The sequence below is a fragment of the Vibrio sp. 1CM23M genome (genome assembly GCF_023161755.1).
In the GTDB taxonomy this organism is placed as follows: domain Bacteria; phylum Pseudomonadota; class Gammaproteobacteria; order Enterobacterales; family Vibrionaceae; genus Vibrio; species Vibrio coralliirubri.
The window spans coordinates 139375-153550 of record NZ_JALNTR010000003.1; the positions used below are offsets into that span (position 1 = coordinate 139375).

General features: G+C 44.4%; 14 protein-coding genes. 11 read left to right on the forward strand and 3 right to left on the reverse strand.

What is annotated here, in order from left to right; all coding sequences use genetic code 11:
- Positions 1–17: 17 nt before the first annotated feature.
- Positions 18–368: a HopJ type III effector protein gene (locus MSG35_RS11610; RefSeq protein ID WP_248383978.1), complete on the forward strand. Its 351-nt coding sequence runs from the start codon at positions 18–20 to the stop codon at positions 366–368.
- A 116-nt stretch (positions 369–484) separates the two neighbouring features.
- Here the strand turns inward: MSG35_RS11610 and MSG35_RS11615 are convergent, their stop codons facing one another.
- Entirely contained in the window at positions 485–793 is a 309-nt protein-coding gene (locus tag MSG35_RS11615; RefSeq protein WP_248383979.1) for a DUF1289 domain-containing protein, read from the reverse strand.
- Positions 794–952: 159 nt separating this feature from the next.
- Here MSG35_RS11615 and yegD point away from each other — a divergent pair, with 159 nt between their 5' ends.
- The 4 genes from yegD (at position 953) to MSG35_RS11635 (ending at position 5693) form a co-directional block, all read left to right on the forward strand.
- Positions 953–2305, forward strand: coding sequence for a molecular chaperone (yegD, locus tag MSG35_RS11620; protein ID WP_248383980.1), 1353 nt, complete (start codon positions 953–955; stop codon positions 2303–2305).
- Positions 2306–2795: 490 nt separating this feature from the next.
- Positions 2796–3917, forward strand: coding sequence for a porin (locus MSG35_RS11625; protein ID WP_248383981.1), 1122 nt, complete (start codon positions 2796–2798; stop codon positions 3915–3917).
- A gap of 360 nt (positions 3918–4277) precedes the next feature.
- Positions 4278–4910, forward strand: coding sequence for a fumarylacetoacetate hydrolase family protein (locus MSG35_RS11630; protein ID WP_248383982.1), 633 nt, complete (start codon positions 4278–4280; stop codon positions 4908–4910).
- Positions 4911–5060: 150 nt separating this feature from the next.
- Positions 5061–5693: a LysE family translocator gene (locus tag MSG35_RS11635; RefSeq protein ID WP_193842099.1), complete on the forward strand. Its 633-nt coding sequence runs from the start codon at positions 5061–5063 to the stop codon at positions 5691–5693.
- Between the two features lie 107 nt (positions 5694–5800).
- Here MSG35_RS11635 and MSG35_RS11640 read toward each other — a convergent pair whose 3' ends face one another.
- Positions 5801–7507, reverse strand: a complete 1707-nt coding sequence (locus MSG35_RS11640; RefSeq protein ID WP_248383983.1) for a phospho-sugar mutase — start codon at positions 7505–7507, stop codon at positions 5801–5803.
- A gap of 452 nt (positions 7508–7959) precedes the next feature.
- Here MSG35_RS11640 and coxB point away from each other — a divergent pair, with 452 nt between their 5' ends.
- The 4 genes from coxB to MSG35_RS11660 are packed head-to-tail and all read left to right on the forward strand — an operon-like array spanning position 7960 to position 12444.
- The gene (coxB, locus tag MSG35_RS11645; protein ID WP_248383984.1) at positions 7960–9177 is read left to right on the forward strand and encodes a cytochrome c oxidase subunit II; all 1218 of its coding nucleotides are present in this window, start codon (positions 7960–7962) and stop codon (positions 9175–9177) included.
- Positions 9174–10835, forward strand: coding sequence for a cytochrome c oxidase subunit I (gene ctaD, locus MSG35_RS11650; RefSeq protein WP_248383985.1), 1662 nt, complete (start codon positions 9174–9176; stop codon positions 10833–10835). Before coxB ends, ctaD begins: the two co-directional genes overlap by 4 nt.
- Positions 10836–10846: 11 nt before the next feature.
- Complete coding sequence (locus MSG35_RS11655; RefSeq protein WP_248383986.1) at positions 10847–11521, forward strand: cytochrome c oxidase assembly protein; 675 nt, start codon at positions 10847–10849, stop codon at positions 11519–11521.
- A 38-nt stretch (positions 11522–11559) separates the two neighbouring features.
- On the forward strand, positions 11560–12444 hold the full coding sequence (locus MSG35_RS11660; protein WP_248383987.1) for a cytochrome c oxidase subunit 3: 885 nt from the start codon (positions 11560–11562) through the stop codon (positions 12442–12444).
- A 19-nt stretch (positions 12445–12463) separates the two neighbouring features.
- Here MSG35_RS11660 and MSG35_RS11665 read toward each other — a convergent pair whose 3' ends face one another.
- The gene (locus tag MSG35_RS11665; protein WP_017064837.1) at positions 12464–12694 is read right to left on the reverse strand and encodes a DUF2909 family protein; all 231 of its coding nucleotides are present in this window, start codon (positions 12692–12694) and stop codon (positions 12464–12466) included.
- 1 nt (position 12695) lies between these two features.
- On the opposite strand from MSG35_RS11665, the gene MSG35_RS11670 reads away from it, so the two are divergent.
- Positions 12696–13529: an SURF1 family protein gene (locus MSG35_RS11670; RefSeq protein ID WP_248383988.1), complete on the forward strand. Its 834-nt coding sequence runs from the start codon at positions 12696–12698 to the stop codon at positions 13527–13529.
- Entirely contained in the window at positions 13522–14130 is a 609-nt protein-coding gene (locus MSG35_RS11675; protein WP_248383989.1) for a hypothetical protein, read from the forward strand. The genes MSG35_RS11670 and MSG35_RS11675 overlap by 8 nt, the downstream gene beginning before the upstream one ends.
- The last annotated feature ends 46 nt before the right edge of the window (positions 14131–14176 follow it).

A 14176-nucleotide genomic window follows, 5' to 3' on the forward strand; every position in this document is an offset into this window, starting at 1 on the left:
TGATGGAGAAATAGTAAATGGAACTGGAAACGTTGTTGAATACTCTGGCAGAAACCCCAGAAACCGTGCAATTTGAAGATACAATGCAAGTGATCGAAGCTCACTATGATTTTTCTGAGAGCGAATTTCGCAATGGTGAGGTAGTGAACGCTGCAGGGCAGAATAATGGTTCGTGTAAGATTTTTGCTTTTGGTTTAGAGCAAGGCCTGTCAGCAGAGCAAACACTTGCTTGTTTTGGTCAATTTTATCGTAACGACGTGCTAGGTTTTCCAGAGAACAGCGACCATCAAAACATTCGTAACTTCATGGTTCATGGCTGGAATGGTATCCAGTTTTCTCAACCTGCGCTTATTGCAAAAGCGAAGTAGACACTAACCAAATAAATCTCAGTATTTTGAAGCGAGAAAATAACCTCTCGCTTTTTTTGTCTATGTTGAACTGGCTAGTAACTTGCTATCTAGTAACTTACTAAATGGGCTCTAAACTACTGAACAGGCAAAGCAGACAAGCACTTACGACACATACAAACTCCAGCCTTTGGAATATTGCTAGTATCTCGTTTTTCTAGGTCAAAACACCAACACGTATCTTTACCTGCACTAATATCACATTGAGCTGGCTCATTACACTGTGGACATTGGTGAGTCGAACTCGCACAAGTAAGGTTATCCATGACTGACGTTCGTTCATCTTCAGATAAGCCTTTCCAGCCTATAATCTCATCCATTGTTCGAAAGCAGCCACTACACATTCCGCCATTATTTTTACAAGCCGCTCGGCAAGGTGTTTTCATTTCTCTAACCCGTGATTCATTTGGGCTGAAATGTAGCATATTTGTTTCTTCTTGAAGAGCCGTTAAGCTAAGAAAATACTCAGTTAAATTTAGAAATGACCTCGTAATTTTTAGGCTTTTCATGTAGCATCTCGCCCCTTTTGTTGAGTGGGGGATATTATGTTTATTGGATTTGATTATGGAACAGCGAACTGTTCTGTCGCGGCGATGGTTAATGGAGAGCCAAGCCTGTTACCGCTCGAAGGTAACAACCACTATATTCCCTCAACCGTGCTTGCGCCTACTCGTGAGAGTGTTTCTGAACATTTATTCCGCCATTTGAATATCAAGCCGAGTGATGCGATCGGTGAGCAAGTATTACGACGTGCGATTGCGCTGAACAGAGAAGAGAGTATCGACTTAGTGCCAGAAGACATGGCATTTGGTCAGGCTGCGTTGGACTTATATTTAGAAGACCCTCGCGATGTTTATTATGTAAAATCCCCTAAGTCTTTCCTTGGCGCGAGTGGACTGCATGATGTGCAGGTGAGTTTCTTCGAAGATTTAGTGTGCGCCATGATGGCAAATATTAAACACCAAGCAGAACTCACGACTCAAGAGCAGATCAAACAAGCTGTTATCGGTCGACCAATTAACTTCCATGGTCGAGGTGGTGAAGAAGCAAACAGACAAGCTGAAGACATCCTCACCCGCGCAGCTAAGCGTGCTGGTTTCCTTGATATCGCTTTTCAATTTGAGCCAGTAGCCGCAGGTCTTGATTACGAAAGCACATTAACTGAAAACCAAACAGTATTGGTTGTTGATATTGGCGGTGGTACCACTGACTGCTCATTATTAGAAATGGGACCTAGTTGGTCTGGTAAAGCAGACCGTACCCAGAGCTTGTTGGCACACAGTGGACAAAGGGTAGGGGGTAATGACCTCGATATCTATCTTGCGTTCAAACAACTGATGTCACCTTTTGGTATGGGCAGCAAAGGCATTTCGGGTATCGATATGCCATTGACGCAATTCTGGAATCCAATTGCGATTAATAATGTTGAAGCTCAAAAGAATTTCTATTCAAGAGAAAACTTAGCGGCATTGAAATTACTTCGTAAAGAAGCGTCAGAGCCTCAAAAGCTAGAACGTTTGATGAAGGTTTATCACGATACCTTGGGCTACGGTATTGTGCGTAGAGCGGAAGAGGCCAAGATTGCGCTGGCAGAATCCTCTCAATATCGTGCTGCGATTAATGTTGCCTCTGAACTGGTCGAGGTAGATATCTCAGTCGAACAGATGGTTGAAGCGATTGAAACACCAAAGTCTAAGATGATTGAGTTGGTTAAAGAAGCGATTCAACAAGGCCAGAAAAAGCCAGACGTAATCTACATGACGGGTGGTTCCGCTCGTTCACCGATACTTCGTGAAGCCGTACAACAAGCTGTGCCGAATGTACCGATTGTGAGTGGGAATTACTTCGGTTCAGTAACTGCAGGTTTAGCTCGTTGGGCTGAGGTTTACTTCAAATAAGAGTTCAATGATGAGTTATGAAGGGCAACCAGTCGCTGATTGGTTGCCCTTTTTTGTTTTTCTCTAATGAACTTTCTATTGAACGATTTTTTCTAGCTCATATTGGGATTTGTTTCACAAAGCTAAATATTTCAGTTGAGTTCTACATGTTACAAAGTGTTTCAAAGAAAAAGGCGAGCCTCTCGATGGTCTGATGAGTTACTTTGGGTTTAGATTTTTAATGCTTTTTTAGTGATTATAAAATCAAAAATAATCAAAGTATTTATCTCAAAGAATGAAAAGAGATCCTAGTAATTTCCGTGTTACATAATTGTTTTAAAAGAGATTTTTGTTTTTTATAGTGCGATTTTTTTTATTTTATATATTTTAATGCAACTTTCTTGTCATTCGTATATTAGGGTTTCGCTACTTGTTAAATGCAGGTAACAACTTCTCCGTAAGCACGAGGTTGTTAGTGAATAACTCACCCAGTTACATAATGGATATGACAATGAATAAGAAACTTTTAGCGCTAGCAATTTCTGGTGCAGTATTTGGTACACAGGCAGTTGCAGTAGAACTTTACAACGAAGACGGTACAACATTCTCAGTTGGCGGCCACGTTTCAGTAAACCTAAATGGTTCTGAGAACGGCGATACAGATGTAGGTGCTAACTCACCACGTATCAACTTTAACGCTACTCAAGAACTGAGTAACGGCTTTACTGCTGACGCTAAAGGCGAATGGGCACTTAACTACCTTGAAGGTGGTGAAGAGACGTTTACAACTCGTCTAGGTTACGTCGGTCTTACTCACGATGACTTCGGTCGCGCAGTAGTAGGTACTCAATGGGCTCCTTACTACGACGTAGCTGGTGTTGCTGATATGCCAATCGCATTCGCGAACGAATTTATCTACGACAACCACGGTGCGTTCGGTACTGGTCGTGCAGACAAAATGGTTTCTTACCGCAATGGTTTTGAACTAGGTGAAGCTGGTAAAGTTACTATCGGTCTAGGTTGGCAGGGTACTCAAACTGTTTCGGATATCTACTCAGTAACAGAATCAGATGCTACAGGCATTACTGATGAATCTTACACATACGGTTTAAACACTGAAGTTAAGGATCGTACTCAAGTAACTCTAGGTTACGAGATCATGGGTGCTAAACTTGGCTACGGTTACAACACTGGTGACATCAAGATGATGGGTGAGACGGAAACTGCATCATCTCACGTATTCTCTGCTGCATACGGCTCTTATGGTAAAGGTCTTTACCTAGCAGGTGTATACGCTTCTAACGAGTTCATGAACTCTACATCAGCATCTGAAACAGTCGGCACTGATAAGATCACTGCGTCTGGCCTTCTAGCTGAAAGTGACGCATACGAGCTATTGGCTGCATACGCACTAGACAACAGCCTAAACTTCATCGTCAACTACGAGATGGTTGAAGGTCGTGTAGCTACAGGCGAGTCAAAAGAAACAGCTCGTGAAGAGCTGGCTCTTCAAACTGAGTACAACTTCACTCCTAAGTTTGTTGGTTACGCTGCTTACCAGTTCGACCTAAACGACGACAACGGTCGTAATACTGATGACAAGTGGACTATCGGTGGTCGTTACTACCTATAAGTCGAAGACTTATTTAGCATAGTGTTTACTCCTTAAGTTTACCTTTTAGGATACTGTCCTAGACACCATGCTAAGCCCTCTCGAGCCTTTTGGTTTGAGAGGGCTTCTTTCGTTCTATACACACCTGTTTTAGCTTTTCCTTCATGTTCCCCTGCTATTCATCTTGTCTACGTAGCTATGATCTACGAAGCTATGGGGCTTGTCATCAGTTCTTATATGCTGCGATCTTCGGATAAAAGTATTTAAATCATTTAATTGAGCTAAAGATCAGAATTTAGATATTGGTAACCATCTTGTCGAAGACTCTCATTTTATGATGCGTTAAACTCTTCACTCCAAAAAATAGTTCAGGGATAAACTATGAGCAGTGTTGTCGATCAGGAACAGTTGATGAATTCGAAACGAACAGCAACCCCAACTAAGGTGCTGTGTGTTGGGCGTAACTATGTCGATCACATCGAAGAACTCAATAACGCAATTCCAGACTATATGGTGGTTTTCAATAAACCGAGCACCAGTGTTACGTCATCTCTGTCTTCTTTTCATCAAGAAGCGCTGCACTACGAAGCAGAAATCTGTTTTATCGTTGAAAATGGCCAGTACTCCGCTGTGGGTTTAGGACTAGATCTCACCAAACGTGAATTACAAAGTAGCTTAAAAGCGAAAGGCCTACCTTGGGAGCGCGCCAAGGCGTTTGATGGTTCCGCTGTCTTGAGCCGTTTTGTACCCATTGATAACTTAGATCTCTCTGACTTAAATCTAGAGCTATTTATTAACTGTGTTCGCGTTCAAAAAGGGCACGTAGAGCAGATGCTTTATTCTCCACAAACTATCCTCGAAGAGTTATCTTCTTATACGACTTTGCTTGATGGTGATGTTGTTATGACAGGCACACCTAAAGGTGTTGGTGAGGTGCATCGAGGTGATATCTTCCTTGGCCGTCTAAAGTGTGGTGAAACGACATTGATTGAGATTGAGTGGGTAGCGAGTTAATTAATACTCTATGTTTAGTTAATAAATTGGTTTAAATGGTTAAAGTTAGTTTTTAATTCGTACAGTTTACCACCTTACAACCAATTGCATCTGGAAGGGTGTTAGTAATTGATATAAAATCCGTCTCCGTTTTTATCAATACTGAAACCCATGATCGACTTAGCCATCTTACCTGTTTACCTGACAGCCGTTGTTGCACTTCTCCTTTTACCTGGCCCTGATATGTTACTCATCGCGAGCTCAAGTATGAGCTATGGCCGCAAGGTTGGTGTGTTCGCAAGTTTAGGCAACGCGACTTCTGGAATCATTCTGACAGTATTGGCAGCAATGGGTGTTTCAGCGTTGATCGCAATGAGCCCAATAGCGCTTAAAGCTCTACATTTGTTAGGCGGCGCGTACTTGTTGAAGATGGGATGGGACTGCCTGCGAACAGAGCAGGGAAGTGCGCCGGAGCTAAACGATAATTTTGCTGCAAAAGCCTATTACCAAAGAGCGCTAATCAGTAACCTGCTTAATCCAAAAGCCTTGGTTTTCTTTGTGATGTTCTTACCACAGTTTGTGTCGACGAATATTGAAGCGACTTCCGGTCAGCAGATGCTTGTTCTGGGTTTATTACTGAATGTTCTCGGCTTAACGTTTAACTTTTTGTTGGTGGCGTTAGTGGGTACGATTGGTAAATCTCTCGTAGAAAACGCGAAGTTTCGTACCTATCAACAGAAAGTGATGGGCGGAGTTTTCATCGTGTTAGCTATCTGGATGTTGTCTTCTTTCTTTACTTCGTAGATGAATCAAATCAGACATCTTCTCGTGGTTAGCTACTGAGAAAAAAATGGACGCTACGAGCGTCCATTTTTTATATTTAACCGTTACATGTTGAACGCGCTAAATCGCTATGAATTCAACTCTTGTTGGTGTTGTTCAATCAGTTTCTCCATGTACTGCTCACCGCGTAGGCGAGTGTCGTCATAGGTTTCTGTCCCTTCGAACTTTGTTACCGTCTCATAATAAACCTTAACTTTTGGTTCTGTGCCTGAAGGTCTTACGATAATGCGTGAACCATCCTCGAGGTGATAGATGAGTACGTCACTTGCAGGCAGGTTAATGGCTTCAGTATTGCCTCCAATGACGAAACGTAAAGAAGACTGCAAATCTTCAATTACAGAGATAGCGACACCGTTGATTGCTTTAGGCTGTGCCGAGCGGAGCTTAGAACCAATCGATGGTGAATCTGGGTCTAGTGCAATACTTCGCTGAGCGTTGGTATGAACCCCATGTTCAAATGAAATCTGAGCGAGAAGATCCCAAACCGTTCGACCTTGAGATTTTAACTCCTCAACCAATTGAGCAAACACGACGATAGCAGACAGCCCATCTTTGTCTCGTACCTGAGTACCAATTGTGTAGCCTAATGCTTCTTCATAGGCGAACAAGAACTCGTTCTGATCATCTTCCAATTGCATGCCAATATTCGCTAACCATTTAAAACCTGTCAGCGTTTGGAAATAAGTCGCACTATGGGATTGAGCCACTTTTTCTAGCAAGGTGGATGAGACGATGCTGTTACCAACTAATTGGTTTTTGGTGTGAGGTTTTGACAATAAGTAATGAGCGAATAGAACGCCGACTTGGTCACCTGTTAGCATTTTGTATGAGCCACCATCTGTTCTCACTGCAACGGCAAATCGGTCTGCATCTGGATCATTGGCACAAGCAATGTCGGCATCGACACTTTTTGCTAAGTTAACCACCAGATCCATCGCGCCTTTTTCTTCTGGATTCGGGAAGTTGACGGTCGGGAAGTTACCATCGGGCTCTCTTTGCTCGGAGACGCTGAACACCTTATGGAAACCAGAATCATGAAGTAGATCTTCAGCCATTTGTGCGCCGACACCATGCATTGCGGTATAGGTGATGGTGGTGTTCGCCGATTCGATCTCTTTACTCACGTATGGGCTCTGATTGATCGCAGCGCGGTACGTTTGATAGTAGCCTTCAGTCAACCACACCAACTTACCTTGTGTTTCAGCATCACTTAAGCTCATTAAAGGGAGCGGCTTAGTTGATGCGATATCGATTTCAGCGGCAATGCCTGCATCGTGAGGAGGAATGATTTGAGCGCCATTCTCCCAGTACACCTTAAAACCATTGTATTCCGGTGGGTTGTGGCTGGCCGTCACCACAACGGCAGCTGCGGCGTTGAAGTGCTCAATACCAAAGGCAACGATAGGGGTCGCTGCGACATTCGAGGTTAGATAAACCTTAATGCCTAAAGCCGTGAGTACGGAAGCGGTATCAATCGCGAACTGCTTTGAATCTAAACGGCCGTCATAACCGACGACCACACCGCGAATGGTCGCATTAGCGACATGTTCGATTAAGTAGTGGCCGAGCCCGGTTGCGGTTTCCTGTATGACTAAACGATTCATTCGATTTGGCCCGCATCCAACTTTACCTCTAAGTCCTGCCGTTCCGAACTCTAATCGTTGGGTAAAACGGTCTTCAAGTTCGTTGTGCATTCCCTCATCGATGAGGTGTTGAAGTTCTTCACGAGTTCTTGGGTCTGGGTCTCTCGCTAACCAATTCATTGCATCTTGCATAATCACTAAACCTTTTAATGTCTGTATGACTTACTGTTGATTTAATTTAAGTGATATTGATTATCATTTCCATGAAAGCAATCGTAAAACTCGATATAAAATAAATTCCAACGGCAGAGGGCATGTAGATTAAGCCACTTCAAATAATTGACTGTTTAGTAAGTAAACTTACCTTGAACAATTGGATATCACTAACTAGCCTTTTACATAAATATAACAAAATTTAACAAATTCGCCGTTTTTGAATCTTTCATGGAAACCTCCAACGCTTTTGAACCGTATTAGTTCTTAGGATATATGAGGTCAGTAGCCTGCTCTCAGGCTAGTTCCATGTGAGTTGTAGATTGAGATTCAGCCTTTTCATGTGTAGCCGGAATAACAATGAATGTTGTCCAGCTCGCAACGACATTTAGGTCGCAAGTATCCAATTAGGAAGGATAAGGAGAGATCTTTTGAAAAGATTACTGGTTAGGCTAGCGTGGCTTTTGAAGAGTTTTGTTGTGCTTTTAGTATCGCCTTTAGTGCACGCAAGCAGTGATTACAATATGACTCAAGGCGTCACTGAGATCAGTGGTAAGGTGTATGAACTTCATATGCTGATCTTCTACATCTGCTGTGCGATTGCCTTTGTTGTTTTTGGTGTGATGTTTTATTCGATTTTGAGGCACAGGAAATCGAAGGGCGCAGTTGCTGCCCATTTTCACGAAAGCACGAAAGTCGAAATTCTTTGGACCATCATCCCTATCATCATCCTCATCGCTATGGCGATACCCGCCACAAAAACCTTAATAGCGATGGAAGACACCTCTCAATCAGATCTGACCGTTAAAATCACTGGATCACAATGGAAATGGCATTACAGCTATTTTGGTGAAGACGTCGAATTTTTCAGCCTTCTAGCGACCAGTGACAAAGAAATCGAAGGCATTGAAGTGAAAGGGGCTCATTACCTGCTAGAGGTTGATAAGCCATTAGTTCTTCCTATTGATAGAAAAGTTCGCTTCTTGATGACCTCTGACGATGTGATTCACTCGTGGTGGGTTCCTGCCTTTGCCGTTAAGAAAGACACTATCCCGGGGTTCATTAACGAAGCGTGGACAAAAATAGATGAACCCGGTGTGTATCGTGGCCAGTGTGCTGAACTGTGTGGCCGAGCACATGGCTTTATGCCGATAGTGGTGCATGCCATGGAAGAAGACGAGTTTGATGCATGGCTGGCGGAACAGAAAGAATTGGCGATAGCCGCACAACAGGCGGCTCAAGATGCATTAGACGCGTCACTTTCTTTGGAAGAGCTGAACACCATCGGTGAAGAGGTTTACAAAACTCGATGCGCGGTCTGCCACCAAGCGAACGGTGAGGGTATTCCTGGTGCATTCCCAGCTATTAAAGGTAGCCCAGTTGCTCTAGGAGATGTCGATGTGCATATCGACACCATTGTTTATGGTCGTGGAGGCTCGGCAATGCAAGCCTTCGATAACCAGTTAACCGAGAAAGAGATCGCAGCGGTAGTGACTTATCAAAGAAATGCATGGGGTAATGACACGGGCGATATTGTTCAGGCTTCAGATATTAACGCTTACAAGGTTAAACAAGAAGGCGGAGCCCAAGCACCTGACGAACAGGGCTCAACGGATGAAGCACAAAGTGATGCTAAGGAGCAGCTATGAGTTCACCAATCAATAAGCCGGTGAAATCGGCGCCTGCAGAAGATCAGGCCTTGAGCCATTCTGTGGAAGGCACATTGGACAGCAATGACTTGTCTCTGGATGATCACGATTCTCACGCCGCTCCAAAAGGGTGGGCACGTTGGCTGTATTCAACCAATCATAAAGACATAGGCACATTATACCTGTGGTTCAGCTTTGCGATGTTCTTAACTGGCGGCGCGATGGCAATGGTGATCCGTGCGGAGCTATTCCAACCGGGTTTACAACTTGTTGAGCCAGATTTCTTCAATCAGATGACTACAGTCCATGGTTTAATCATGGTATTCGGTGCCGTAATGCCTGCATTTACGGGTTTGGCTAACTGGATGATTCCGATGATGATCGGTGCACCAGATATGGCGCTGCCGAGAATGAACAACCTCAGTTTCTGGATCTTGCCTTTTGCGTTTCTAATCTTAATCGGATCTTTGTTTACAGAAGGGGGCGGCCCGAGCTTTGGTTGGACCTTTTATGCGCCACTCTCGACAACTTATGGCCCAGACAGTACCGCGCTATTCGTATTCTCAGTTCATATTATGGGGATCAGTTCGATCATGGGGGCGATTAACGTGATCGTAACCATAGTGAACATGAGAGCGCCGGGTATGACTTGGTTCAAGCTACCGATGTTCGTATGGACATGGTTAATTACCGCTTTCTTGCTGATAGCCGTGATGCCCGTTCTCGCGGGGGCTGTGACTATGGTACTGACTGACAAGTATTTTGGGACTAGCTTCTTTGATGCCGCTGGTGGTGGGGACCCAGTGATGTTCCAGCACATATTCTGGTTCTTTGGGCACCCCGAAGTGTACATCATGATCTTGCCATCTTTTGGTATTGTCTCAGCCATCATCCCTGCATTCAGTGGTAAGCGCCTGTTTGGTTATCACTCGATGGTTTATGCGACCTGTAGTATCGCACTGTTGTCATTCTTGGTTTGGGCACACCACATGTTCACCACGGGTATGCCAGTATTTGCCGAACTGTTCTTCATGTATTGCACCATGTTGATAGCGGTGCCGACCGGTGTGAAAGTCTTCAACTGGGTGGCGACCATGTGGCGGGGTGCTTTGACCTTTGAAACACCAATGCTGTTTGCGATTGCCTTCATTGTTTTGTTTACGATTGGCGGGTTATCTGGATTGATGCTCGCTATCGTGCCAGCTGATTTCCAATACCACGATACTTATTTTGTTGTGGCTCACTTCCATTATGTTCTGGTAACCGGTGCCGTGTTCTCGATTATGGCTGCTGCCTATTATTGGCTGCCTAAGTGGACCGGACATATGTACGACCACAAGCTCAGCCTGTGGCATTTCTGGACGTCGGTGATTTCAGTCAATGTACTGTTCTTCCCGATGCACTTTTTAGGGTTAGCGGGTATGCCGCGTCGTATTCCTGATTATGCGATTCAGTTTGCTGACGTTAACCAAGTCGTGTCGATTGGTGGTTTTGCGTTTGGGTTGTCTCAGCTGATTTTCTTATGGCTAGCGATTAAATGCGTAAGAGGGGGAGAGCCTGCGCCAAGTAAGCCTTGGGATAGAGCTGAAGGTCTTGAATGGACAGTACCAAGCCCTGCGCCTCACCACACCTTTACTCATCCGCCGAAAGTGGATTAGAGGGCAGAACCATGAGTGATAAGCAAAGCGATCCCAATCAAGATAAAAAACAACCTAAGCGCCTGTCTAATAAGCGATCGACCAAAAAGCTGACGGGCTACTTGGTGTTGAGCGTGGTTGCGATGTTTGGCTTCGGTTTCGCTTTGGTGCCGCTCTACGATGTGATGTGTGAGGCCTTAGGCATCAATGGTAAAACTAATACTGTTTCAGCGGTGCAACCTCAGGGAATGCAGCCAGACTACTCTCGTACGGTTCGAGTCGAATTCATGTCCCACATCAAGCCAGATATGCCATGGCAGTTTTCGCCTGAAGTTCGAGTGTTAGAGGTTCATCCTGGTGAGGTGGTTCAAACTAACTACATTGCCAAAAACCTTTCTGGAGCCTCATTGGTTGGCCAAGCCGTACCGTCGGTTTCTCCAGGTATGGGGGCAACCTACTTCAATAAGATGGAATGCTTTTGCTTTAATCAGCAGCCATTGGACGGGCACAAGAGCGCAGAAATGGGGTTGATATTTTACATTGAGCCAGATGTTCCAGAATCGATACATACGCTTACGCTCTCTTATACGCTGTTTAACATCACGAGTCAGGTGAGTGGAGAGGCAAGTAAGCCTGAAGTGAGCACATCAACATTGACCACACTACAATCTGGCTCACCAAAAGCGAGCACACTCGCAAGTAACTAGGGATTTACAGAACCAGTATCAACATAAGGAGTTGAGCGATGAGTTCTAAAAAGGAAGTTTATTTCGTTCCACATCAAAGCCACTGGCCATTGGTGGGTGCCGTCGCGCTGTTTTTGGTCGCGGTTGGCGCTGGCTTGACGGTGCAAAACATGGGCACCGACGCTGCTGGCGGCGTGTTTGGCAAAGCAGTTCTGTTAGTCGGATTTTGTGTGTTGCTTTACATGCTCGCAGGTTGGTTTAGTAATGTGATCACGGAATCATTAAGTGGCGTTTATTCTGAGCAGATTTCTCGTTCTTTTAGACAAGGAATGAGTTGGTTTATTTTCTCCGAAATCATGTTCTTTGGCGCTTTCTTTGGCGCGCTTTTCTATGCTCGCATGATTTCTGTGCCTTGGATTGGTGGCGCGGGCAATAATGAAATGACCCATGAAGTATTGTGGCCGATGTTCCAATCAATATGGCCACTAACGATTACCCCTGATGGCGTAACGACACAAGCCATGCCTTGGCAAGGTATCCCTCTTAAGAACACTATTATTTTACTGCTCTCCTCTGTGACGCTGCACATGGCACATATTAGTCTTGAACAAAATAAGCGTATGGCTTTGATCGTGTGGCTAGAGATAACCATCGTTCTGGCTGGCTTCTTCCTGTTCTTCCAAGTTGAAGAGTACCTTCATGCTTATCAAGAGATGGGGCTGACACTTCAATCCGGTATCTATGGCAATACCTTCTTCTTATTGACAGGATTCCATGGTTTGCATGTCTGTTTGGGAACGATTTTTTTGATTGTGTTACTGGCAAGAGTTGCGAAAGACCACTTCACTCCGAAAGACCACTTTGCGTTCCAAGCGGGCAGTTGGTATTGGCACTTTGTTGATGTGGTTTGGTTAGGCCTGTTTGTGTTTGTTTATGTGCTTTAACGATTGAGCCTATAGGGGATTAATAGGGGCGAGGGTTGGGAGTTATCACTCCTGATCCCAGAGCAAGTAATAAAAGTAGCACGACAACGGCTGACCACATGACACGACGCCCCAAGAAGTGACTGAGCCTTTTTCCATTGTGTTTGCCCGAGGCGATTTGGATTAGACCTTTCATCAAATTGAAAGCGATAAAAAACAGCAAAGCGACCAAGACGACTTTAAATAACAGAACAAAGGTAGATGACGCCATAGTGATAACTCCAAACCGATTGATTGATGATGAACACAAGTTCCGCAGTAAAGGTTTTTGGATAGCGGTTGTTTTAACTGTGGTTTCAGTCGGCGCTTTAATCAAGTTAGGTTTGTGGCAACTCGATCGTGGTAACGAGAAATTACGTTATGAACAAAAGCTATCAGAAAGAGCGCAGCAATCGCCTAGGTCATTGGACACGGTTATCTCTGAATGGAAGGACTCGCGTACACAAGCGCAAGGCTCATCTGAACTGCCGTCTTTAAATGGTTTGAGAGTTGACGTGGAGCTGGAAACACCCAGTGGTTTAGTGGTTTTGTTAGACAACCAGATTAATCAAGGAACGGTAGGCTATGTGATTTACATGTTGGGTGAGGTTCGCTTTAAAGATGAAAACAATTCCTTAGTGGCTGAAAAGCAGTTATTGATCGATCTGGGGTTCGTTGCGGCAAGTAATGACAGAAGAGAGCTTCCACAACTAGGAAACATAACACTACCAACCAATATGTCAGGGCGTTTGTACACTCGTTCAGTGAATCCTCTAAGTCATGAGTTGGGTTTAGAAAACACAACGCCTAAAAGAATTCAAAACATCAACATAACAGCGTTATCAGAGTACACAGGACAAGAAGTGCTGCCTTTTGTCTTCCAACCTCAGAGCTTAGATTCCTGGCCTTATGAGTTGTTATGGCGACCGACGGCGATGAAATCTGAGAAGCACTTTGGTTACTCATTTCAATGGTTTGTTATGGCTGCGGTACTTTTGTTTTTGACGATGTTGATTGGCTATCGGTACCTAAAAGCAACACCTATCACGAGGAATAAGGATGGATAAATCTCAAGCACAAGTGAACAGGGAAATTACCGAGGCAAACATGGCTGAGCTCAGAAGCCGTCGTACTAAAGGGCGCTTGGTATTAATTGGACTTGTTTTAATTTTCGCTTTGCCAGCCATTATCGCCAAAGCTGTGCTGGACCAGAATTGGTACACATCAGGTGTCACTAACTCGGGCGAATTGGTCGAACCAAGAACTACACTAGCGGATTTCGGCGTAACGGTACCCATGACTGGAGAGGGATGGTTAGTGGGCTATATCGCACCGATGGAGTGCGAAAGCTTGTGTGAACAACAACTCCATTATTTGAATCAAAGTTATTTAGCGTTAGGGAAAAACAAAGAGCGAGTGACGGCCGTTGTTTTTGTATCTGAGGGTAACTCGTTATCGGGTTCGCTTGATAAGCCGGATTTGTCTTTGTTAGCTGGTGGAGATCAGTTAAGTACCGAGTTTGCGCCGGCTTCCATTGTCATTATTGACCCGTTAGGACAGCTGGTTATGGAGTACAAAAGCGTTTCGGAACCGTCGCAGTTAGTCGGGCAATCCAAAGGTATGATTCATGATTTAAGAAAGCTACTTAAGCTGTCACGAGTTGGGTAGTTGATGGCGCAAATGCTTGAGCTTAAGCAGCGAAAGGGAATAAGTA

Bases quoted from the DNA above. Each gene is read 5' to 3' on its own strand.
- MSG35_RS11640 (WP_248383983.1), bottom strand. From the start codon at position 7,507: ATGCAAGATGCAATGAATTGGTTAGCGAGAGACCCAGACCCAAGAACT.
- MSG35_RS11675 (WP_248383989.1), top strand. From the start codon at position 13,522: ATGGATAAATCTCAAGCACAAGTGAACAGGGAAATTACCGAGGCAAAC.
- MSG35_RS11615 (WP_248383979.1), bottom strand. From the start codon at position 793: ATGAAAACACCTTGCCGAGCGGCTTGTAAAAATAATGGCGGAATGTGT.
- ctaD (WP_248383985.1), top strand. From the start codon at position 9,174: ATGAGTTCACCAATCAATAAGCCGGTGAAATCGGCGCCTGCAGAAGAT.
- MSG35_RS11635 (WP_193842099.1), top strand. From the start codon at position 5,061: ATGATCGACTTAGCCATCTTACCTGTTTACCTGACAGCCGTTGTTGCA.
- MSG35_RS11660 (WP_248383987.1), top strand. From the start codon at position 11,560: ATGAGTTCTAAAAAGGAAGTTTATTTCGTTCCACATCAAAGCCACTGG.
- MSG35_RS11610 (WP_248383978.1), top strand. From the start codon at position 18: ATGGAACTGGAAACGTTGTTGAATACTCTGGCAGAAACCCCAGAAACC.
- MSG35_RS11630 (WP_248383982.1), top strand. From the start codon at position 4,278: ATGAGCAGTGTTGTCGATCAGGAACAGTTGATGAATTCGAAACGAACA.
- MSG35_RS11625 (WP_248383981.1), top strand. From the start codon at position 2,796: ATGAATAAGAAACTTTTAGCGCTAGCAATTTCTGGTGCAGTATTTGGT.
- yegD (WP_248383980.1), top strand. From the start codon at position 953: ATGTTTATTGGATTTGATTATGGAACAGCGAACTGTTCTGTCGCGGCG.
- MSG35_RS11665 (WP_017064837.1), bottom strand. From the start codon at position 12,694: ATGGCGTCATCTACCTTTGTTCTGTTATTTAAAGTCGTCTTGGTCGCT.
- MSG35_RS11655 (WP_248383986.1), top strand. From the start codon at position 10,847: ATGAGTGATAAGCAAAGCGATCCCAATCAAGATAAAAAACAACCTAAG.